Here is a 20,570-nt window from a genome sequence, read left to right as displayed (position 1 = left end):
ATGACGAAGGGTTCCGGTATGTCCGAGTTTGGCAAGGTGGCCGTGCTGTTCGGCGGCAAGTCGGCCGAACGGGCCGTCTCGCTGAAGAGCGGCGCGCGCGTGCTCGACGCCCTGCAGCGGCAGGGCGTCGATGCCGAGGCCTTCGATCCGGCCGAGCGCCGGCTCGACGAGCTGGCCGGCTTCGACCGCGCCTTCATCATGCTGCACGGCCGCTACGGCGAGGACGGCACGATCCAGGGCGCGCTCGAATTGATGGGCATCCCTTACACCGGTAGCGGCGTGATGGCCTCGGCGGTCGGCATGGACAAGTGGCGGACCAAGCTACTGTGGCGCTCGGTCGGGCTGCCGATCCCGGAGTTCGCCATGCTGACGGCGGCGAGCGATTTTCCCGCCGTGGAAAAGGAGCTCGGCCTGCCGCTGTTCGTCAAGCCGGCCTGCGAAGGCTCGTCGATCGGCGTGACCAAGGTCAGCCGGCCGGGCGAGCTGCAGCCGGCCTACGCCGAGGCGGCGAAGCACGATGCGCTGGTGCTGGCCGAGCAGGGCGTCTTCGGCGGCGAGTACACCGTGGCCATCCTCGGCGACGAGGCGCTGCCGATCATCCGCATCGAGCCGGCGACCGAGTTCTACGACTACGAGGCCAAGTACCTGCGCGACGACACGCGCTACCTGTGCCCCTGCGGCCTGCCGGAGGAGCGCGAGCGCGAACTGCGGGCGCAGGCGCTGGAAGCCTTCCGCGTGCTGGGCTGCCGCGGCTGGGGACGGGTCGATTTCCTGATGGACGGGGAGGGGAATGCGTATTTCCTGGAGGTTAACACCTCGCCGGGCATGACCGACCACTCGCTGGTGCCGATGGCCGCGCGGGTCGCCGGCCTGTCCTACGAGCAACTGGTCGTGCGCGTGCTGGCGCTGGCGGCGTTGGGATGATCGATGTGGAACCGGCCGCAATTGATGAAGGACGTCGCGGACCTGCTCTTCACGGCGGGTGCGGCGGCCTTGCTGGTGGCCGTGGCGATCGGCGCGGCGCGCTTGCCGCTCTTCCCGATCCGGGAACTGGCGGTGACCAACGAACTGCACGCGGTGCGGCGCGCCGAACTGGAGCGCGCGCTGGCCGACAGCCTGCGCGGCAACTTTTTCAGCGTCAACCTGGAAGCGTTCCGGCAGTCGCTGGAGCAGGTGCCCTGGGTGCGGCGGGCCGAGGTGCGGCGGCGCTGGCCGGCGAGCATCGAGGTGAGCATCGAGGAGCACGTGCCGGTGGCCTTCTGGGACCAGTCGAGCGGGCAGCTGGTGAACTCGCACGGCGAGATTTTCACGGCCGGCATCAGCGCGCCGCCGGGCGACCTGCCGTCGCTGAGCGGACCGGTCAGCTTCGTGCCGGAGATGCTGGGCTACTGCCGGCAGGCCGCCGACCTGCTCAAGCCGACCGGGCGCGTGCCGCGCGTGCTGAAGGTGTCGCCGCGCCTGGCGCTGCAGCTCACGCTGGACGACGGGATGATCGTCGAGCTCGGCCGCGAGCAGGCCAAGGCGTCGGTGCGCGAACGCCTGGAACGTTTCGTGGAGTTCTATCCGTCGATCCTGACGGCGGCCAAGAAAAGGCCGGAGGTCGTGGACATGCGCTATCCGAAGGGGTTCGCGCTGAAAGTGAACGCACTGGCCGCGGCGCCGGGAAGTGACAGCAAAGGGAAACCATGAGCAGGGAAAACAAGGAAATCATCGTCGGCCTGGACATCGGCACGACCAAGGTCGTGGCCCTGGTGGCGGAGGTCAGTCCGGACGACCGGCTCAACATCATCGGCATGGGTTCGCAGGATTCGCGCGGGCTCAAGAAGGGCGTGGTGGTGAACATCGAGGACACCGTGGCGACGATCTCGCGGGTGATCCAGGAAGTCGAGCTGATGGCCGACTGCAAGGTCAAGGACGTCTACACGGGCATCGCCGGCAGCCACATCCGCAGCTTCAACTCCAACGGCATGGTGGCGATCAAGGACAAGGAAGTGACGCCGATGGACGTCGAGCGCGTGATCGAGACCGCGCGCGCCATGCCGATCCCGGCCGACCAGGAAATCCTGCACATCCTGACCCAGGAATTCATCATCGACGACCAGGACGGCATCCGCGAACCGATCGGCATGAGCGGCTTCCGCCTGGAAGTGAAGGTGCACATCGTCACCGGCGCGGTGTCGGCGGCGCAGAACATCGTCAAGTGCGTGCGCCGCTGCGGGCTGGAGGTCAACGATCTGGTGCTGCAGCCGCTGTCGTCGAGCTACGCCGTGCTCTCCGAGGACGAGAAGGATCTCGGCGTGTGCCTGATCGACATCGGCGGCGGCACCACCGACCTCGCGGTGTGGACGCAGGGTGCCATCCGCCATACCTCGGTGATCCCGATCGCCGGCGACCAGATCACCAACGACATCGCCATGGCGCTGCGCACGCCGACGCGTGAGGCCGAGGACATCAAGTGCAAGTTCGGCTGCGCGCTGTCCGACCTCGCCGACCCGGAGGACGTGCTCGACGTGGCGGGCGTCGACGACCGGCCGTCGCGCAAGCTGTCGCGCCGCGCGCTGGCCGACGTCATCCAGCCGCGCGTCGAGGAGCTGTACGAGCTGATCCAGGCCGAACTGCGCCGCTCCGGCTTCGAGGAGGTGCTCTCGTCGGGCATCGTCCTGACCGGCGGCTCGGCGGTGATGCCCGGCATGATCGAGCTCGGCGAAGAAGTCTTCCACATGCCGGTGCGCCTCGGCGTGCCCAAGTATGCCGGCGCGCTGGCCGACGTCATCCAGTCGCCGCGCTTCGCCACCTCCTACGGCCTGCTGCTGGAGGCGCTGACGCAAAGGAAGCGCGGGCTGAAGGTGCGCGAGACGCGCGACGTGAAACAGATTTTCGGATGGATGAAATCCTGGTTCGAAAAGAATTTTTAACCGGTTTTTTAAAGTTTTTTGCAGAGGAGAGAGGCCATGACCATGTTTGAAATCATCGAGAAGGAAGACGCCGTCGCCGATTCCGAGACCGTGATCAAGGTGATCGGCGTCGGCGGTGCCGGCGGCAATGCGGTCGATCACATGATCCGCGAGGGCGTGATGGGCGTCGAGTTCGTCGCGGCCAACACGGATGCGCAGGCACTGAAACGCAGCGTGGCGCACAAGAAGCTGCGCCTGGGCAAGACCGGGCTCGGCGCCGGCGCCAAGCCGGAAGTCGGCCGCGACGCCGCGGTCAGCGAGCGCGAGCAGATCGCCGACGCGCTGAAAGGCGCGCACATGGCGTTCATCACCGCCGGCATGGGCGGCGGCACGGGCACCGGCGCGGCGCCGATCGTCGCCGAGGTGGCGCGCGAGATGGGCGTGCTCACCGTCGCCGTGGTGACCAAGCCGTTCGCCTTCGAAGGCAAGCGCGCCAAGATCGCCGAAGCCGGCATCGCCGAACTGCAGAAGCACGTCGATTCGCTGATCGTCATCCTCAACGACCGGCTGATGGACGTGCTCGGCGACGACGTGTCGATGGACGAGGCCTTCAAGGCCGCCGACAACGTGCTGCGCAACGCCGTCGGCGGCATCGCCGAGATCATCAACTTCCCGGGCCTCGTTAACGTCGACTTCGAGGACGTGCGCACGGTGATGGGCGAGATGGGCATGGCCATGATGGGCTCGGCCTACGCCTCGGGCGTCGACCGCGCGCGCATCGCCGCCGAACAGGCCGTCGCCTCGCCGCTGCTCGAAGGCGTCAACCTCTCCGGCGCCAAGGGCGTGCTGGTCAACATCACCTCGTCGCGCAGCCTGAAGATGAAGGAAGTGAACGAGGTCATGAACACCGTCCGCGAATTCGCCGCCGACGACGCGCACATCATCTTCGGCGCGGTCTACGACGAGGGCATGGGCGACGAACTGCGCGTGACGGTGGTGGCCACCGGCCTCGGCCAGCAGCAGGCCAAGCGCCAGCCGTTCGAGGTGATCAACACGCCCGTGGTGCAGGCCACGGGCACCGACGGCGGCTACGCGCACGGCGGCGGCATCGACTACAGCCAGCTCGACGTGCCGGCCGTGGTGCGCAAGGGGCGCAGCACGACCGTCGAGGCGCTGGCCAACAGCGGCGTCGACCGGTACGACATTCCGGCCTTCCTGCGCAAGCAGGCCGACTGACGGCCGGCCGCGCTTGACCAAGGCACTGCCCTTCTGTCGCTGCGCTCATCCTCCCCGAGGGAGGATGAGCACCCCTTCGGGCGGCCGGACGGGGCGCTCATGCGGCGTTGCGGCCGACCTTGCATGGCCCCGCCATGCGGCGGCCGTCCGCGCCTGGCCTGCACCGCGCTCGCTCGGCCGTTAGACCGGGTAAAGGCTTTGTAACTCTTTCTTTCTCTGCAAAAGGGAGTTGGCGGGCTGTGTTACAATCCGCCAATTCCCAATTTTTTCAAACACATGCTCAAACAGCGCACGCTCAAATCGGTGATCCGGGCTTCCGGGGTCGGCCTGCACTCGGGCGTCAAGGTGAACATGACGCTGCGTCCGGCGGCGCCGAACACCGGCATCGTCTTCCGGCGCATCGATCTCGATCCGGTGGTCGACCTGCCGGCATCCGCGCTGGAGGTTGGCGATACGCGCATGTGTTCCTGCCTTGAGCGCGACGGCGCCAAGGTCGGCACCATCGAACACCTGATGTCCGCATTGGCGGGCCTGGGCGTGGACAACGCCTACGTCGATCTCGACGCCGCCGAAGTGCCGATCCTCGACGGCTCGGCGTCGCCTTTCGTCTTCCTCATCCAGTCGGCCGGCATCGAAGAGCAGCCGGCGGCGAAAAAATTCATCCGCATCAAGCGCCGCATCGAGGTGCGCGAAAGCGACCGCAGCGGCGACAAGTGGGCGCGCTTCGATCCCTACGACGGCTATCGGCTGACCTTCTCCATCGTCTTCAACCACCCGGCCATCGACCGCACCGGCCAGGAAGTGACCATCGATTTCGCCGAGCATTCCTACGTGCGCGAAGTGGCGCGCGCGCGCACCTTCGGCTTCATGCAGGAAGTCGAGTGGCTGCGCGAGAACGGTCTGGCGCAGGGCGGCGGGCTGGACAACGCGGTGGTGCTCGACGAGTTCCGCGTGCTCAACGCCGACGGCCTGCGTTACGGCGACGAATTCGTCAAGCACAAGGTGCTCGACGCGATCGGCGACCTCTATCTGCTCGGGCACCCCCTGCTGGCGGCGTTCACCGCGCACAAGTCGGGGCATGCGCTGAACAACCTGCTGGCGCGCGAGCTGCTCGCCCATCCCGACGCCTGGGAGTTGGTGACCTTCGAGGACGAGGCGCGCGCGCCGCAGTCCGTCGTCCGCTGGCTGGCGCAGCCGGCGCACTGAGCGCATCGCCGGCATGTGGCTGCTGCGCCTGCTCGGCATCGTGACCCTGATCACGATCATCGGCGGCTTCGGAGCCTACCTGCTGACGCGCAACCCCAGTTATCTGAATTTTTCCTGGCGCATCTTCCGCTACGCCGTGATGGTGGCGCTGCTCGTCTTCGCGCTGCTGATTCTCGAGCGTTTCGCGGTCATTCCCGTTTAGCCGACCGCTGCAGCAGCGTGTCGACCGCCCGGCGCAGTTCCGAGTCGGGCAGCGCGTCGCGCAGGTCCCCGAGCGTCCGGAACGCCTGTCCGGACAAGGGCTTCTGCGCGGGAAGCCGCGCCTCGGCCTGGAATTCGGGCGCCTGCACCTTGACCTGGACGCCGCTGCACTCGACCCCCCGCTTCGCAAAGCCGTCGGCCAGGGTGGGCGCCAGCTGGCGCAGCTTGGCGGCCGTCGCGCCGTTCGCCGTGTGGATGACCACGGTTCCCGCCTTGTAATTGACCAACCGGCTGGCCCGGCACAGGTGCGCCGGCGCGATTTCCTGATAGAGCCGCGCCAGCCGGAGCAGCCGCCGCGCATGCGCCAGCACGCCGTCGGCGCCGTCCGCTGAGTCGAGAAAGTCTTCGAGGGTGTGGGGCATCCGTGACATGAAAGGGCAGGGAATCCGTTCGTGCGCCAAAAGGGCTTTCCGGCCGCCTGGAAACGTCCAGGTTCCGCATACTACACCACGCTTTCCGCCGGGCGCGCACCGGACTGCGCGCCGCCGCCCCAGCCGGGAGGCGCATGGTAGAATCGTCGCTTTTAACGCGCCTTCGCCAACTCCAGAATGATTTCCGGCTTACTCAAGAAGATTTTCGGCAGCCGCAACGATCGGCTGATCAAGCAGTACTCCGCCGTCGTCCGCCAGATCAATGCGCTGGAGCCGGGCGTCAGCGCGCTGTCCGACGAGGAGTTGCGCGGCAAGACGGCCGAGTTCAAGGCGCGGCTGGCCAACGGGGAAACGCTCGACGCGCTGCTGCCCGAAGCGTTCGCCGTGGTGCGGGAGGCCGGCAAGCGCGTGCTCGGCATGCGCCATTTCGACGTCCAGCTGATCGGCGGCATGGTCCTGCACGACGGCAAGATCGCCGAAATGCGCACCGGCGAAGGCAAGACGCTGGTCGCCACGCTGCCCTGCTACCTCAACGCGCTGAAGGGCAACGGCGTGCACGTGATCACGGTCAACGACTACCTGGCCAATCGCGACGCCGAGTGGATGGGGCGCCTGCACCGCTTCCTGGGCCTGACCGTCGGCGTCAATCTGTCGCAGATGCCGCACGACGACAAGCAGGCGGCTTACGCCTCGGACATCACCTACGGCACGAACAACGAATTCGGCTTCGACTACCTGCGCGACAACATGGTCTACGCGGCGACCGACCGCGTGCAGCGCAAGCTCTCGTTCGCCATCGTCAACGAGGTCGACTCGATCCTGATCGACGAGGCGCGCACGCCGCTGATCATCTCCGGCCAGGCCGAGGACCACACCGACCTGTACGTGCGCATGAACCAGGTCGCGCCGATGCTGACCCGCTGCCAGGAGGAAAACGGCCCCGGCGACTACTGGGTCGACGAGAAGGCGCACCAGGTGCTGCTCACCGAGGAAGGCCACGAGCACGCCGAGGAAATCCTCGGCCGCGTCGGCCTGCTGGCCGGCGGCAGTCTCTACGACGCGGCCAACATCCTGCTGATCCACCACCTCTACGCCGCCCTGCGCGCGCACACCCTGTTCCTGCGCGACCAGCAGTACGTGGTACAGAACGGCGAGGTGATTATCGTCGACGAGTTCACCGGCCGCCTGATGTCCGGCCGCCGCTGGTCGGACGGGCTGCACCAGGCCGTCGAGGCCAAGGAGGGCGTGGCCATCCAGAACGAGAACCAGACGCTGGCCTCGATCACCTTCCAGAACTACTTCCGCATGTACGGCAAGCTGGCCGGCATGACCGGCACCGCCGACACCGAAGCCTACGAATTCCAGCAGATCTACGGCCTGGAGACGGTGGTCATCCCGACCAACCTGCCGATGGTCCGCGAGGACCTCAACGACCAGATCTTCCGCACCGCCGACGAGAAGTTCGCGGCGATCATCGCCGACATCCGCGCCTGCCGCGAGAAGGGGCAGCCGGTCCTGGTCGGCACCACCTCGATCGAGAACTCCGAGCTGCTCTCCAACCTGCTCGACCGCGAGAAGCTGCCGCACCAGGTGCTCAACGCCAAGCAGCACGCCAAGGAAGCCGAGATCGTGGTGCAGGCCGGCCGTCCGGGCATGATCACCATCGCCACCAACATGGCCGGCCGCGGTACCGACATCGTGCTCGGCGGCAGCATCGAGAAGCAGATTTCGGCCATCCGCGACGACGAGTCGCTCGACCAAGCGACCAAGGATGCGCGCATCGCCGCGCTGCGCGCCGACTGGCAGAAGCTGCACGACCAGGTCGTCGCCGCGGGCGGCCTGCACATCATCGGCTCCGAGCGCCACGAGTCGCGCCGCATCGACAACCAGCTGCGCGGCCGTTCCGGCCGGCAGGGCGATCCGGGCTCCTCGCGCTTCTTCCTGGCGCTCGACGATCCGCTCCTGCGCATCTTCGCCGGCGACCGCCTCAAGGCGATCATGGACCGCCTGAAGATGCCCGAAGGCGAAGCCATCGAGCATCCGATGGTCTCGCGCTCGCTCGAATCGGCGCAGCGCAAGGTTGAAGGCCGCAACTTCGACATCCGCAAGCAACTGCTCGAATACGACGACGTCGCCAACGACCAGCGCAAGGTGATCTACGCGCAGCGCAACGAACTGCTCGAGACCGAGGACATCGGCGAGACGATCACCGCCATGCGCCACGGCGTCCTCACCGACACCTTCCGCCGCCACGTGCCGGCGGACAGCGTCGAGGAGCAGTGGGACCTGCCGGCGCTGGAGAAGGAACTGGCCGCCGAGCTGCTGCTCACCGTTCCCGTCGCCGATTGGGTCAAGAACGAACCGACGCTCAACGACGACACGATCCTCAAGCGCATCATCGAGCAGGCCGACGCCGCGTACCAGGCCAAGGTCGAACTGGTCGGCGCCAGCGCCTTCCGCCCGTTCGAACGCAACGTGATGCTGCAGAGCCTGGACACCCACTGGCGCGAACACCTCGCCGCGCTCGACCATCTGCGTCAGGGCATCCACCTGCGCGGCTACGCCCAGAAGAACCCCAAGCAGGAATACAAGCGCGAGGCCTTCGAGCTGTTCCAGATGCTGCTCGACTCCGTGCGCGCCGAAGTGACCCGCCTGCTGGTGACCGTGCAGGTGCGCACCGAGGACGTCCAGGAAACCGCGCCACAGGCCGCCGTGCAGAACGTCCAGTACCACCACGCCGACTACGAGGAAGCGCTGGCGGCCGCTGCCGCTGCCGCCGAGAGCGAGCCCCTGCCGCCGTTGCACGCCGGCCAGAAGATCGGACGCAACGACCCGTGTCCGTGCGGCTCGGGCAAGAAGTACAAGCAGTGCCACGGCAAGCTGAGCTGACCGTTTCGCCATAACGCTCGAAAAGAGGCACAGAGGAACTCAAGACCGCGTTTCCCCTGTACCTCTTTTTGTATCTGGAGGTTGATCGAACATGACCGTCAATTACGCCACCCCCGCGCCCGAAAAACTCTTCCCCGTCGCCGGCATCCGCCTGGGCGTCGCCGAGGCGGGCATCCGCAAGGCGGACCGGCGCGACCTCACCCTGCTGGAAGTGGAGTCGGGTGCGACGGTCGCCGGCGTATTCACGCAAAACCGATTCTGCGCCGCGCCCGTGCATCTCTGCCGCCAGCACCTCGCCAGCGGCCGGGACATCCGCGCGCTGGTGATCAATACCGGCATCGCCAACGCCGGCACAGGCGACGAGGGCATGCGCGCCGCTCAGGACACCTGCGCGGCCGTCGGCCAATTGCTCGGCGTCGACGCCGGCCAGGTGCTGCCGTTCTCCACCGGCGTGATCCTCGAACCGCTGCCGGTCGACCGCCTCGTCGCCGCCCTGCCGCGCTGCCGGGACGATCTCCAGGCCGACCGCTGGCACGCCGCCGCGCACGCCATCATGACTACCGACACCGTGGCCAAGGCCGCGTCGCGCCGGGTAGAGATCGACAGCAAAACGGTCACCGTCACCGGCATGAGCAAGGGCGCCGGGATGATCAAGCCGAACATGGCGACCATGCTCGGCTTCGTGGCCACCGACGCCGGCGTCGCCGCGCCGCTGCTGCAGCAATTGGTGCGTGAGGCGGCGGACGAGTCGTTCAACTGCATCACCGTCGACGGCGACACCTCGACCAACGACTCCTTCATCGTGATCGCCACCGGCCGCTCCGGTGCCACGTTCGCCGACGCCGCGGCGCCCGGCTACGCCCGACTGCGCGAGGCGGTCGTCGGCGTGGCACGCGAACTCGCGCAGGCCATCGTGCGCGACGGCGAAGGCGCCACCAAGTTCATCACCGTCGCCGTCGAGGGTGGCCGTGACCGCGAGGAATGCCGGGCCGTCGGCTACGCTATCGCCCACTCACCGCTGGTCAAGACCGCCTTCTTCGCCTCCGACCCCAACCTCGGCCGCATCCTCGCCGCCATCGGCTACGCCCGCGTCGACGACCTGGCCGTCGACAACGTCCGCGTCTGGCTCAGCAGCGCCGGCCACGACGTGCTGGTGGCCGAAAAAGGCGGCCGCGCCGCCTCGTACCGCGAGGAAGACGGCGCCCGCGTCATGCAGTCCAAGGAAATCATCGTCCGCGTCGACCTCGGCCGCGGCAAGGCCAGTGCCAACGTGTATACCTGTGATCTTTCGTACGACTACGTGAAGATCAACGCCGACTACCGGAGTTAATGCAGAACCCGCGGGATGGTGAGGGTAAACGCCGGAATCTCCGCCTCGAAGGCCGTGCCATCCTCGGCCATCATCTGATACGTGCCACGCATGATGCCGACCGGCGTGTCGAGCTGGCAGCCGCTGGTGTATTCGTATTTCTCTCCAGGCTTTAGTAAAGGCTGCTCGCCAACCACACCCAGTCCACGCACTTCCTGTACGTTCGAATTGCCATCGGTGATAAGCCAGTGGCGCGAGATCAACTGCGCTGCCACAGTCCCAACGTTCTCGAGAGTGATCGTATAGGCGAACACGTAACGCTCTCTGCCCGGGTCGGATTGTTCAGAGATATATTGCGGAACGGCGGAAACGTCAATTTGGTATTTTTTGCTGTTGGCCATGGTAAAAACTGGTTTCAAGGATCGAGAAAGAACACCTTCTCTCATGAAAACGAGTTGCTCCGATCAGACTGAGTTATATTCCCTTAAGTTCATGGTATGACAGCAGTCAATACTGCATACATGGACTCTTCAACCAAAATATCGAAACCATGATTTTCAGCCCGCTCCGCATTCTGACAGAGATTTGGTGCCACCGTTATCTGCTCGGGCAACTCATCAAGCGTGACGTACTATTGCGGTACCGCGGAGCGATGTTCGGCGTGCTGTGGATTTTCCTTAGCCCTCTGCTGATGCTCGCCATTTTCGCCTACGTCTTTGGCCAGGTTTTCCAGGCACGCGCGGTGCAGACAGAAAGTGTTTTGCCATTCTGGCTGCTCCTGTATAGCGGGCTTATCGTGTTCAATATCTTTTCTGAAGCGGTATCGCGTTCTCCTGCATCGGTGCGCGGCTACCCGAGCTTCGTGAAAAAGATCATTTTCCCGGTGCACATACTTCCGCTCGTTCCGCTAGGCGCGGCGTTGGTGCATGCATTCTTCAATTTCCTGATCCTGATTGTCGCCCTCGTGTGGACGGGGCATTTCCATTTCCAGACTTTGCTTCTCCCGTTCCTGGCTTTGCCGGTCGTGCTGTTGGCCATGGGCTTTGCCTGGTTCCTCGGCGCATGGGGCGTCTTCATCAAGGACATGAGCCAGATCGTCCCCGTCTTCATCCAGATGCTGATGTTCCTCTCGCCCGTCTTTTATCCAGTCAGCGCGGTTCCCGAAATGCTGCGCCCTTTCTACCGCTTCAACCCGCTGGGGCATGTCATCGAGATATCGCGAGCACTTGTGTCGGGGTCGCCCTTCGATAGGGGCGCGTGGGGCTGGGCGTTTCTGAGTTCTGTGGCCGTCGTGATGCTCGGGTTTGTCTTCTTCCAGCGTAGCCGCGAGGAGTTCGCCGATGTCCTCTGACGATATCGCCATCTCGGTGCGCAATCTCGGTAAAACCTATCGGCTTTTCGGCCACCCCGGTGATCGGATCATGCAGTTCCTCTCGCTGGGGATGAAGAAATACCACAATAAATTTACCGCCCTGCACGACGTCTCGTTCGACATCAAGAAGGGGGAGACAGTCGGCATCATTGGGCGAAACGGTTCCGGTAAAAGCACGCTGCTGCAACTGATTTGCGGGATTCTCAAGCCAACGACAGGGTCGGTGAAAGTTAATGGGCGGATTTCCGCGCTGCTGGAACTGGGCGCCGGCTTCAACCCGGAGTTTACAGGGAGGGAGAACGTCTATTTCCAAGGGGCGGTAATGGGTATCTCGAAAGGAGAGATGGACGTCCGCTTCGACGAAATAGCTGCATTTGCCGACATTGGCGAGTTTGTCGATCAGCCGGTCAGGACGTATTCAAGCGGGATGTTTGTACGACTGGCGTTTGCGGTCGCGATCAGTGTCGAACCGGATATCCTCGTGGTTGACGAAGCTTTAGCGGTTGGTGATGCACGTTTTCAGGCGCGATGCTTTGAGCGTATCGCTGCAATTCGTGGTGGAGGAGGCACCATCTTGTTGGTTACACATGCGCTTGAGCAAGTTGCCCATTACTGTGATCGCGCGATGATGTTACATGCAGGAGGGCTCGTCGCCGATGATGCTCCTGACTCAACTTTGTCTCGCTACCTAGCCATGTGCGCAATGCCTGGATACACGACAATCCCGGATGTGCCATCCGGCCGGGATAGCGGCACTGAGCTATGTCGTCATCCTGCTTACAATTCTGCCGAAACCCGCTGGGGAGATGGTGCGGCCAGTATCGAAAACATTAGAATTGTTCAAGATGGAAGAGAAAATCCGACTTATCTATCGCCCGGGAGTACTGTGGAGTTGAAGATAACAGTTACTTCCCATAATGATTTGGGTGGGGTGATCTTTGGCATGACAATAAAGTCACTAACTGGTGCGATTGTTTTGTCGGTCAATTCACAGGACTTATCTGCTGGTCAGCTTTACACATTGAGAGCAAAGGAACATATCGAAATAGCCTTCTATTTCAATCCGTTTCTCGATGAAGGTGGTTATTTACTTTCACTTGGTGTTGTTAGCAAAACAGATGCAGGTATTCTACCGCACGACAGGCGCTACGATGTGATTACGCTCAGCATTGCACGACCATGTGATGCAGACGGCAGGACTGACTTCGCACCACGTTTTATATTGAGAGATGCTTCATGATTTCTGGTTATGCCCTCGATTCGCGCGATAATGTGTGGGTGCGTCCGGAAGCTATCTTCTTCGATTATTCCGATGGCGAAGAGTTTGAGCGCAGTTTGCTCAATATCATCAAGCGAGCCTTAGACGTTTCCTCTGGATCCAAAGAACTCGCAAGTGCCATTGTGGACTGGCCGACGGAATATCATTTCTCTATCTGTCGCCATAATTTGCTACGACCTTTTAGCATTGGTGCAGGGCAAAGAGTGTTGGAGCTTGGCTGCGGTTGCGGAGCGATAACCCGATATTTGGGAGAGAGTGGCGCTGACGTTGCCGCAGTGGAAGGCAGCGTGCAGAGGGCAAGAATTGCTGCAGAGCGCTGTCGTGATCTGACCAATGTGAGAGTTTATTGCGACAATTTTATCGATTTTTCCAGTACTGAAAAATTCGATTTCGTTCTGCTAATAGGTGTTCTTGAATATGCTCCAAAATTCATTGAAGGGGACGATCCCGTTTGTCGCTGCCTTTCCCATGCGCGTAGTTTTCTTAATAAAAATGGAGTGCTATTCCTGGCCATTGAGAACCAACTGGGTTTGAAATACCTCAACGGTTGTGCCGAAGATCATCTTGGTACCCCATATTACGGCCTCCATGGCCTTTATCGTGATAACGAACCAACGACATTCGGTCGTGTCGCGCTGGAGAAAAAATTGGCGACGGCTGGCCTAATGTGTCATCGGTTTTATTACCCCTTTCCAGATTACAAACTGCCGCGGGTTATCCTCTCGGATACCGCCTTCTCCACTCCAGGTTTTGATGCCTCCGCTCTGCTTGCGGGGATGGCGAGCGGCAATGGGGAAGGCGAGTTTCACCCCAATTTCCACGAAAACCTCGCCTGGCGGCCAATAATTGATAATGGTCTATTGCCACAATTAGCTAATTCTTTCCTAATCCTCGCGGCGGCTACGGAAGACGCTTTTGGCAAATTTGGGGCTGACTGGCGGGCCGAGACTTACACGACGAACAGAGTTTTGGCTTATGCGACAGAAACAAGCTTTGTCCGTTCAAGCGACAGGATGGTCGTAGAAAAGCGATACTTACATCCCGATTTTTCGGCGAAGAAAGTCAATTTTTCCACCGGCGGATTATTGCATCGAGCCAATACCGTTTGTGATTACATTGTGGGTCGCCCTTACCTTCTGGAGTTGCAGCAAAGACTAGCGCGTGGCGAGGGTATCTCCGGGGTCCTCGAATGGGTGGCGCCGTGGTTTGATCTATTGCTTGCCCATTCTTCTGTCGGCGAAAATGGCCCTGTTCTACCTGGTGATTGGGTTAACGTCATCCCACAGAACTGTATCCGCGCATCAGATGGCCGCCTGCATCGAATCGACCAGGAATGGGAAATCGAAGGGTATATTCCTTTGTATTGGTTGATTGTGCGAGGACTGAATAATTCCATCGGATTTTCTCCAACATCTCCGGCATTGGTGAAGATGACTCTTCGAGAACTCATAGTCAAGGTAGCTTCAGTAAATGGCATCTACCTTACCGATGGACAAATTACTGATGCAATGCGACGTGAATCCGAACTATGTACTCTCATCTATGGCGGTAACGAAACAGAGAATTTCGAAAAGCTTAGAACAGTAATAAATGGTGGTTGTAGGTGTCACCTCAGTGATTACCTGTTGGGGGAGTTTTCTAGAAACAGAATCGCCTATCTAGATGATGAAATAGTTCGTGTCAAATCGACTCTTTCATGGCAGCTTTCAAAACCTTTGCGCTTTATTTCTTATATATGGCGCACGCTCAACAAAAAAATCCAGAAGACATGACCCAATCTATCCAAGCGCAGCGAATTGATGGGCAAGACATCTTGCCTCCTACTATCTTTTACACATCTATATGCACCAATTACCTAGGCAAAGCGCTTGCCTTGGCCACTTCGATCAAAAAATCATACCCGAACAGTTTCTACGTAATTGGCTTAGTCGAGCGCGAACTGCCTCGAGAGTTCAATATCTCAAATCATGCAGAAGTCGATGTTGTAGTCTTGGCGCATGAGTTGATGGAAAACGGTCAATTCGATGCTTGGGTTTTCCGCTATTCGATTGTAGAAGCAGCCACTGCCATCAAGGCCGCCTTGCTGCGCCATCTATATCTCAGGTATCCGTCAACCGACTATTTTTTCTATCTTGATCCCGATACTTATGTCTACTCTCCTTTCCATGAGCTTCATGAACTACTTGAAAAATCACCAATCGTTGTGACACCGCACCTCGAAACGCCCGGCAATTTAGAAATGGAATTGAGCGCCTTGCGCCATGGAGTTTTCAATTTGGGTTTTCTGGCTGTACGACGGCATCCGGAAACAATACGTTTTATCGATTGGTGGGCTGCACGCCTCGATTACGCCTGTTACGATGATATACCGAACGGCATATTTACCGATCAGAAGTGGATCAACCTGCTTCCCTGCTTCTTCAATACCGAAGTGTTGCGCGAACCTGGCTATAACTTCGCTACATGGTCGCTTATGGACCGCAAACTTTCTCGAGATGCATCTGGGACATATCTCGTCAACGATAAACCGTTGCGCTTCGCTCATTTCTCCGGATTCGACAGCAACATGTTCCATCGCTGTATTGGTCGTTGGGCAAAAGACAACTCTGTTCTGCTTGAGGCTTTCGCCGGTGAATATGCCGCTGCGTGTAAAGCTCACCAGGAGAATATTTTTAAGCCGATCGCTTGGTCTTATCGTAATTTTCTTTCCGGAAAAGGTGTTTGGAGGAATGCACGGATCGTCTGGAGGGAATGTTATGGGAGCGACCTGCGTAACCCTTTTTTGTTGAGCAACATCCGTATTCTTTTTTCTGTATTTAGGAGAAACCGGCTGAAATCTCTCATCCGCAAATGGATCCAGCGCCATGTCTGATCCTAGCGTTTCGATTGTTATTCCATGCCATAACGACGGTGCCTATTTGCGTGAGGCCCTCTCGAGCGCTTTCATGCAAACCGCGCACGGTGTCGAAGTCATTTTATCGGATGATGGGTCGACCGACCCAAATACCGTAAAGCTGATCGAGGAGTTGTCCACGGACCCTCGGCTGGTTGTGATTCGCGCCGCGCAGTGTCGTGGTCCGGCGGCGGCACGCAATCTTGCTATCTGCCGGGCTCGTGGAAAATACATCCTGCCGTTGGATGCAGATGACCGCATTATGCCAACTTACGTCGAAAAAGCCTGGAAATTACTAGAGGATAACCCTCATCTGCAAATCGTCTACTGCCGGGTAAGCTGGTTTGGCCTAGCACGTGGCGAATGGAAGCTTCCGTCTTTTGATGCTGAAAAATTTGTTATTGAAAATATGATTTTCGCCACTGCAATGTTTAGACGTTCCACTTGGGAAGCAGTAAACGGCTACAGCAATAACATGGTTGAACGGCATGGAGGACTACGATTTTTGGATGAAAATTCTGGCAATGGGAGGTGGCGTTCATCGTATCGATGAAATATTGTTCAACTACCGCGTAAAACCGAAATCCAGAACGGCTCGCCTGAAAGACGATAATCGTGCAGTAGAGCGAAGGGCCTTCGGGTGCTTGTTTGAGAATAATATTGACTTTTTCTCTCGTCCAGAAAATGTCAGAACTATTTATTTTGCCCTCCTGGCACGCTTGCGCGCAGAAAAGGATCAAAGATCATCCTTCCTGTGGCGTTTATTATTCCGTTACTGCGTACGGCTCGAGCTGATTCTGCAAACCTGGATCAAGCACCTGGTTGGTCGTGCCTAAATAGCCCCTTTAAAGGCCGAGCCTTCTATCGAAAGCAGGGAATTAGCCAAAGACGGATTTTCCAAGGAAACTATTTTAGTCGTGGCAATCCATGTTGGATTAGCATGCGCAATTTATATGGCCAGCAATCAAACACCGCGAAAAAGTCGGCGCTGTCCAGACGGCGATTATTTTGTGTTGCTTTCCGGGACATGCGGATTTCATTGCCATGCCGGAACAGCATGCCAAATACCGGCAGATAGATCTGTTGTAGATAGCGGATATCCAGTTTGAGCAGCGAAAGCAGGCCGCCTTCAAGCAACAGCGAGGCCAGATGAAGCGGCAGCAGCAACAGCACCACGGGGGCCGGGCAGGTTGTCGCCATGACGAAAGTCTTGTTGCGTTCCGACAGCGTACGCCGGCGGAATGTGGTGGCGAGCCGGCCCGCCACCACCTTGCCGCCGCCAAAGCTCCTGCCGACGCGGTGCCGGTAGCCCGAGGTGCCGAGTGCGCGCACCGGATGGCCGGCCAAGCGCGCACAGCAGCATAGGTACATGTCCTCGCCGATTGAGCCGAGCCAATCTGGAAAGCCGCCGAGGTCACGCCATAATGACCGATCGACCCACAGGCAGGCACCCATTACCATGCCAACATCGTTGCGTGCCGGATCGCGGTTTGGCACCGGGTTGTAGAAAGGATCGAGCCGGCTGCCGATATCGAGCAGTTCACCGCCGTCGGCGTCGTATTGCGGCAGACTGAGGATGGCGGGCCGGCCCAGGCGTTGCGCTTCAGCGAGCAGCGTGCCCAGCGCGTCGGGCAGCAGCGCCGCATCGTTGTTGAGCAACAGGAGGTAATGGCCCTTAGCGATGGCGGCTATGCGGTTGTTGGCAATGCAGAAGCCGACGTTGCATGGACTCTCAATCAGTTTTACATCCGGGTACAGTGCTTTGATATGGTCAACCGAACCATCGGTCGATGCGTCATCATGGACCAGTATTTCCAGGGGTATCGAGCCGGCTTGGTTTAATATTGACTGGATGCAATCATCGATGACTTCCATGCCGTTGTAGTTGGCGATGCATACCGATACAAGTGGGGACGAGGGCGGTCCTTCGTGAGATGCGCTGTACGGGTTCATGCGCATCCCCGCCAGCATCTCTGAAGCCCTTCCAGCAACCCAACCCGTGGCTGCCAACCAAGATGCTCCTGGGCGCGACGCGTGTCCAGCACGATGCACTGGACGTCGGATGCTCTAGCAGGCTGGTAGTCGATTCGGAGCGGTTTACCCGTCATATACCCGATCATGTCCAGCAACTGATTGATCGAATAGCCTTCGCCGGAACCGAGGTTATAGGTTCCGGCTGGACCTGCCATGGCGTGCAGGCAGGCGTCCACCAAGTCGTCGATGTAAAGATAGTCCCTGACGGCGCTACCGTCGCCAAAGACTGTGATGCATTCTCCGTCGCGTGCTCTTTCGAGCAGCGTCGGGATGATGCCGAAGCCTGGTCGCAAGGGTTGCGCCGGGCCGTAAACGTTGCTCGGGCGCAGGACGGTCAGTCTGCCGGGATGGCGCTGGCCCAGTACGCCAAAAAACTGCTCCAGAGCGAATTTCCCGGCACCATGGTAGGAGATCGGGTGGGGCAGTGTATCCTCAGCAGCTCGGGCTGCTTCCCCGTACAAGGCCCCGCCGGTCAACAAGAAGAAATAGCGGTTGTCCGGAAAATTTTGCGCACATTCGAGGAAACGCAAAGCTGGCAGCAGGTTTTGTTCCGCTTCGCGAGCGGGTTGCCAGACGGTATCAGCAGGCGTCGTTGCCGCCGCGAGGTGAAAGACTTGGCAGCATGTATCCAGTAGCGGGGCGAGCCTTTCGGCATTGCCCTGGTCGGCATGGTGCACCGAGACCCCCGGAGGAGAGGGCGTGTTTCTCCAACCTGTTCGGGACAGCACATGCACGTTGTGCCCTTTGGCGGCTAGGCGCAGTGCCAGTGCACGGCCGATGAAGCCCGTACCACCGATCAAGAGAATTTTCTCTGGGGGGCTCATGCCGTTTCCAGCAGGTCTACATAGGCCCGTATATAACGCTGGCTGCAATCTTCCCAAGTGCCGATGTGTTCCTTGGTCCATTGCCGGGCAGAGGCGCCAAGGGCTTGGTTTGCTGCGTCATCATCGAGATGGGCGAGCGCTTCGGTGAGCGCCTCACGCGCTGGGACGATCCATCCATTCACCTTTTGAGTGATCAGGTTGCGGTGAGCCGGTAAATCCGATGCGATGACCGGAAGTCCTGCCGCCATGGCTTCCATCATGACTTGCGGCCGGCCTTCGTCGTGGCGGCTCAACGTGATCAAGCCACGGGCTTTGGGGAACCAGTCGCGCAGGAGTTCGGCAGGATGCGTCGGACCGTGGTAGTCGATCCAACTCGGAATCTCAATTTGCTCCTGCATCGGGCCGAAGAGATGCAGTCGGCGATTGTCACCGAAGAGGCCCTCACCCCAGGCAAACAGATCGCCGATTTTGTTTTTCGTCAGGCGGGTGACGGTGATCCACTGGCAAGGAGTTTGAAGCTGCGGTTGCCGTACGACATCAAACCATGGGCTATCCACACCAAATGGGATAGGCCGGACTTCAGCTAGGTCGCCGAATGACCGTTCCAATTCATCGATCATCCATTCGGCATTCGGGGCAAGAATCGCCCGACGCTGGCGCAGAACAGAACGCAAGGCGAACCGCATGCCGGGCACTCGCAGCAGCGCGAAATCACTGCCGAGAACGGTGATCAGCGCTGGAATCGTCGTACCCCAGAGCGCCAGGGTGTTCTGTAACCAGTTAACGTGTGCGACGTCAGGGGGATCTCGCTGAAAAGCGCGGTTCTGACGCCACAGCAGCACCGTGGCTGAGCTTAATGCCCTGGTTTTTTTTGTCCGCAGGAGGTGGGCTATGCCGCCTTGTTCGGACAATCGTTCAAGCCATTTGCGGTCGGCCTGAGTAGTTGCCGAAACGACTCCATTGGGCAGGTCGCCCGACGGTGCCCAGAGCGACAGGGAAACCACGTCCTTCATCGCCAGCGCCGCGGCGAGGCTGGCGATGAAGCGTCCTCGCCAGTCTTCAGCAGAGACCGGGTAGGATGTGCTCGTCATCAGAAGCCGCACGTACTCAATCCTTGTCGTTCGTTCCGTCGATATCCTTGTAGTGCAGAGCCGAAATCTGTTCCGACACGATACCGATAAGAAACGTGAGAATGCTTGACGTAAACATGAGCGCGCTCATGTTGGTGAAGCGGCCGGCACTCAAGAACGTATAGATGTAATAACCGAGTCCTGTGAGAAAGAAACCGGTACTGATCGGCAGGAACAATCTGAGCGGAGAGAAGAGCGTGCCGATCTTGATGATGATCATGAGAAAGCGCACGCCGTCCCGAAACGGGCGGATATGGCTCCTGCCGATGCGGCGCGGCGTGTGAATCGGTACGTAGGCGACGCGATACCCGGCACGGAAGAAACTCATGGTGATCGTCGTCGGGTAGGAGAAGCCATTCGGAATGAGATAGAGGAACTGGCGGAAGCGTTTCGCATTGACGACGCGAAATCCCGAAGTGAGGTCCTCGACCGTATGCCTGACCATCCAGCTGGCGGCATGGCTGAAAAAATCGTTGGCGACGGCGCGATGGGGGCCCGCATGTGAGCCGGGCAGACGTGCGCCGACTACCATGTCGTAGCCTTCCGAATATTTTTGCAGCAGTCCGGAAATGTCTTCCGGCTGGTGCTGGCCGTCAGCGTCCATGAAGACGATCACGTCGCCTTTTGCCGCGCGGGCGCCGGTTTTTATTGCAGCGCCGTTGCCCATAGGATAGGGGTGTTTTATAACCACGGCGCCTTCGTTGACGCTTGCTTCCTCCGTGTTGTCAGTCGAACCGTCATCAACGACAATGATCTCCGTATTGAGTGCTAATTCTCGGAGCTGAGGAAGAATGCGCTTCAATCCTGCCGATTCGTTTCGCGCAGGAATGACGAGTGAAATGTTTATTTTGCCCATCGACCTAGAATAAATG

General features: G+C 60.1%; 20 protein-coding genes. 14 read left to right on the top strand and 6 right to left on the bottom strand.

All coding sequences use genetic code 11. The features are described 5' to 3' along the window. From QM701_RS09150 to QM701_RS09125, 6 genes are all read left to right on the top strand, one after another. On the top strand, window positions 1-924 hold the full coding sequence (locus QM701_RS09150; RefSeq protein WP_415169368.1) for a D-alanine--D-alanine ligase: 924 nt from the start codon (window positions 1-3) through the stop codon (window positions 922-924). Window positions 925-948: 24 nt separating this feature from the next. Continuing rightward, a complete protein-coding gene (locus tag QM701_RS09145) occupies window positions 949-1,689 on the top strand; it encodes a cell division protein FtsQ/DivIB (protein WP_415166764.1) in 741 nt (246 codons plus the stop codon). After that, window positions 1,686-2,915 carry a cell division protein FtsA gene (ftsA, locus tag QM701_RS09140; protein WP_415166763.1) on the top strand — a complete coding sequence of 410 codons (1,230 nt, stop codon included), beginning with the start codon at window positions 1,686-1,688 and terminating at the stop codon, window positions 2,913-2,915. Before QM701_RS09145 ends, ftsA begins: the two co-directional genes overlap by 4 nt. A gap of 42 nt (window positions 2,916-2,957) precedes the next feature. Beyond that, window positions 2,958-4,130 carry a cell division protein FtsZ gene (gene ftsZ / locus QM701_RS09135; protein ID WP_415169367.1) on the top strand — a complete coding sequence of 391 codons (1,173 nt, stop codon included), beginning with the start codon at window positions 2,958-2,960 and terminating at the stop codon, window positions 4,128-4,130. A gap of 276 nt (window positions 4,131-4,406) precedes the next feature. Then, a complete protein-coding gene (gene lpxC / locus QM701_RS09130; protein WP_415166762.1) occupies window positions 4,407-5,336 on the top strand; it encodes a UDP-3-O-acyl-N-acetylglucosamine deacetylase in 930 nt (309 codons plus the stop codon). Window positions 5,337-5,349: 13 nt separating this feature from the next. After that, a complete protein-coding gene (locus QM701_RS09125) occupies window positions 5,350-5,538 on the top strand; it encodes a hypothetical protein (protein WP_415166761.1) in 189 nt (62 codons plus the stop codon). On the opposite strand, the gene QM701_RS09120 is transcribed toward QM701_RS09125, so the two are convergent. Next, a complete protein-coding gene (locus QM701_RS09120; protein ID WP_415166760.1) occupies window positions 5,525-5,968 on the bottom strand; it encodes a DciA family protein in 444 nt (147 codons plus the stop codon). The two genes, QM701_RS09125 and QM701_RS09120, sit on opposite strands and share 14 nt — an antisense overlap. Before the next feature lie 177 nt (window positions 5,969-6,145). Between QM701_RS09120 and secA the strand changes: the two genes are divergently transcribed. Together secA and argJ are read left to right on the top strand one after the other, a co-directional pair. Continuing rightward, on the top strand, window positions 6,146-8,857 hold the full coding sequence (gene secA, locus QM701_RS09115) for a preprotein translocase subunit SecA (RefSeq protein ID WP_415166759.1): 2,712 nt from the start codon (window positions 6,146-6,148) through the stop codon (window positions 8,855-8,857). Between the two features lie 91 nt (window positions 8,858-8,948). Next, window positions 8,949-10,187, top strand: coding sequence for a bifunctional glutamate N-acetyltransferase/amino-acid acetyltransferase ArgJ (argJ, locus tag QM701_RS09110; protein ID WP_415166758.1), 1,239 nt, complete (start codon window positions 8,949-8,951; stop codon window positions 10,185-10,187). Here the strand turns inward: argJ and apaG are convergent. After that, window positions 10,184-10,567, bottom strand: coding sequence for a Co2+/Mg2+ efflux protein ApaG (apaG, locus tag QM701_RS09105; RefSeq protein WP_415166757.1), 384 nt, complete (start codon window positions 10,565-10,567; stop codon window positions 10,184-10,186). The two genes, argJ and apaG, sit on opposite strands and share 4 nt — an antisense overlap. 149 nt (window positions 10,568-10,716) lie before the next feature. Between apaG and QM701_RS09100 the strand changes: the two genes are divergently transcribed. Genes QM701_RS09100 through QM701_RS09075 form a run of 6 tightly spaced genes read left to right on the top strand, consistent with a single transcriptional unit; the run spans window position 10,717 to window position 16,546 of the window. Further along, window positions 10,717-11,517, top strand: a complete 801-nt coding sequence (locus QM701_RS09100) for an ABC transporter permease (RefSeq protein WP_415166756.1) — start codon at window positions 10,717-10,719, stop codon at window positions 11,515-11,517. Then, window positions 11,507-12,778, top strand: coding sequence for an ABC transporter ATP-binding protein (locus QM701_RS09095; RefSeq protein ID WP_415166755.1), 1,272 nt, complete (start codon window positions 11,507-11,509; stop codon window positions 12,776-12,778). The genes QM701_RS09100 and QM701_RS09095 overlap by 11 nt, the downstream gene beginning before the upstream one ends. After that, complete coding sequence (locus QM701_RS09090; RefSeq protein WP_415166754.1) at window positions 12,775-14,589, top strand: class I SAM-dependent methyltransferase; 1,815 nt, start codon at window positions 12,775-12,777, stop codon at window positions 14,587-14,589. Before QM701_RS09095 ends, QM701_RS09090 begins: the two co-directional genes overlap by 4 nt. Beyond that, window positions 14,514-15,689, top strand: coding sequence for a hypothetical protein (locus tag QM701_RS09085; protein WP_415166753.1), 1,176 nt, complete (start codon window positions 14,514-14,516; stop codon window positions 15,687-15,689). Before QM701_RS09090 ends, QM701_RS09085 begins: the two co-directional genes overlap by 76 nt. Then, window positions 15,682-16,263 (top strand): glycosyltransferase family 2 protein, encoded by a 582-nt coding sequence (locus QM701_RS09080; RefSeq protein WP_415166752.1) that lies wholly within the window; start codon window positions 15,682-15,684, stop codon window positions 16,261-16,263. The genes QM701_RS09085 and QM701_RS09080 overlap by 8 nt, the downstream gene beginning before the upstream one ends. Further along, window positions 16,220-16,546, top strand: coding sequence for a hypothetical protein (locus tag QM701_RS09075; protein ID WP_415166751.1), 327 nt, complete (start codon window positions 16,220-16,222; stop codon window positions 16,544-16,546). Before QM701_RS09080 ends, QM701_RS09075 begins: the two co-directional genes overlap by 44 nt. A 70-nt stretch (window positions 16,547-16,616) precedes the next feature. Here the strand turns inward: QM701_RS09075 and QM701_RS09070 are convergent, their stop codons facing one another. Genes QM701_RS09070 through QM701_RS09055 form a run of 4 tightly spaced genes read right to left on the bottom strand, consistent with a single transcriptional unit; the run spans window position 16,617 to window position 20,554 of the window. Next, window positions 16,617-17,663, bottom strand: a complete 1,047-nt coding sequence (locus QM701_RS09070) for a glycosyltransferase family 2 protein (protein WP_415166750.1) — start codon at window positions 17,661-17,663, stop codon at window positions 16,617-16,619. Continuing rightward, window positions 17,660-18,568: an NAD-dependent epimerase/dehydratase family protein gene (locus tag QM701_RS09065; protein ID WP_415166749.1), complete on the bottom strand. Its 909-nt coding sequence runs from the start codon at window positions 18,566-18,568 to the stop codon at window positions 17,660-17,662. The genes QM701_RS09070 and QM701_RS09065 overlap by 4 nt, the downstream gene beginning before the upstream one ends. After that, window positions 18,565-19,671: a glycosyltransferase family 4 protein gene (locus tag QM701_RS09060; protein WP_415166748.1), complete on the bottom strand. Its 1,107-nt coding sequence runs from the start codon at window positions 19,669-19,671 to the stop codon at window positions 18,565-18,567. Before QM701_RS09060 ends, QM701_RS09065 begins: the two co-directional genes overlap by 4 nt. Before the next feature lie 4 nt (window positions 19,672-19,675). Then, on the bottom strand, window positions 19,676-20,554 hold the full coding sequence (locus QM701_RS09055; protein ID WP_415166747.1) for a glycosyltransferase family 2 protein: 879 nt from the start codon (window positions 20,552-20,554) through the stop codon (window positions 19,676-19,678). Window positions 20,555-20,570 lie beyond the last annotated feature (16 nt).

Origin of the sequence: Propionivibrio sp., from assembly GCF_047602565.1 — a bacterium.
In the GTDB taxonomy this organism is placed as follows: Bacteria; Pseudomonadota; Gammaproteobacteria; order Burkholderiales; family Rhodocyclaceae; genus Propionivibrio.
The sequence above is the reverse complement of the archived record's forward strand: the minus strand, read 5'-3'. Positions and strand labels throughout refer to the sequence as shown.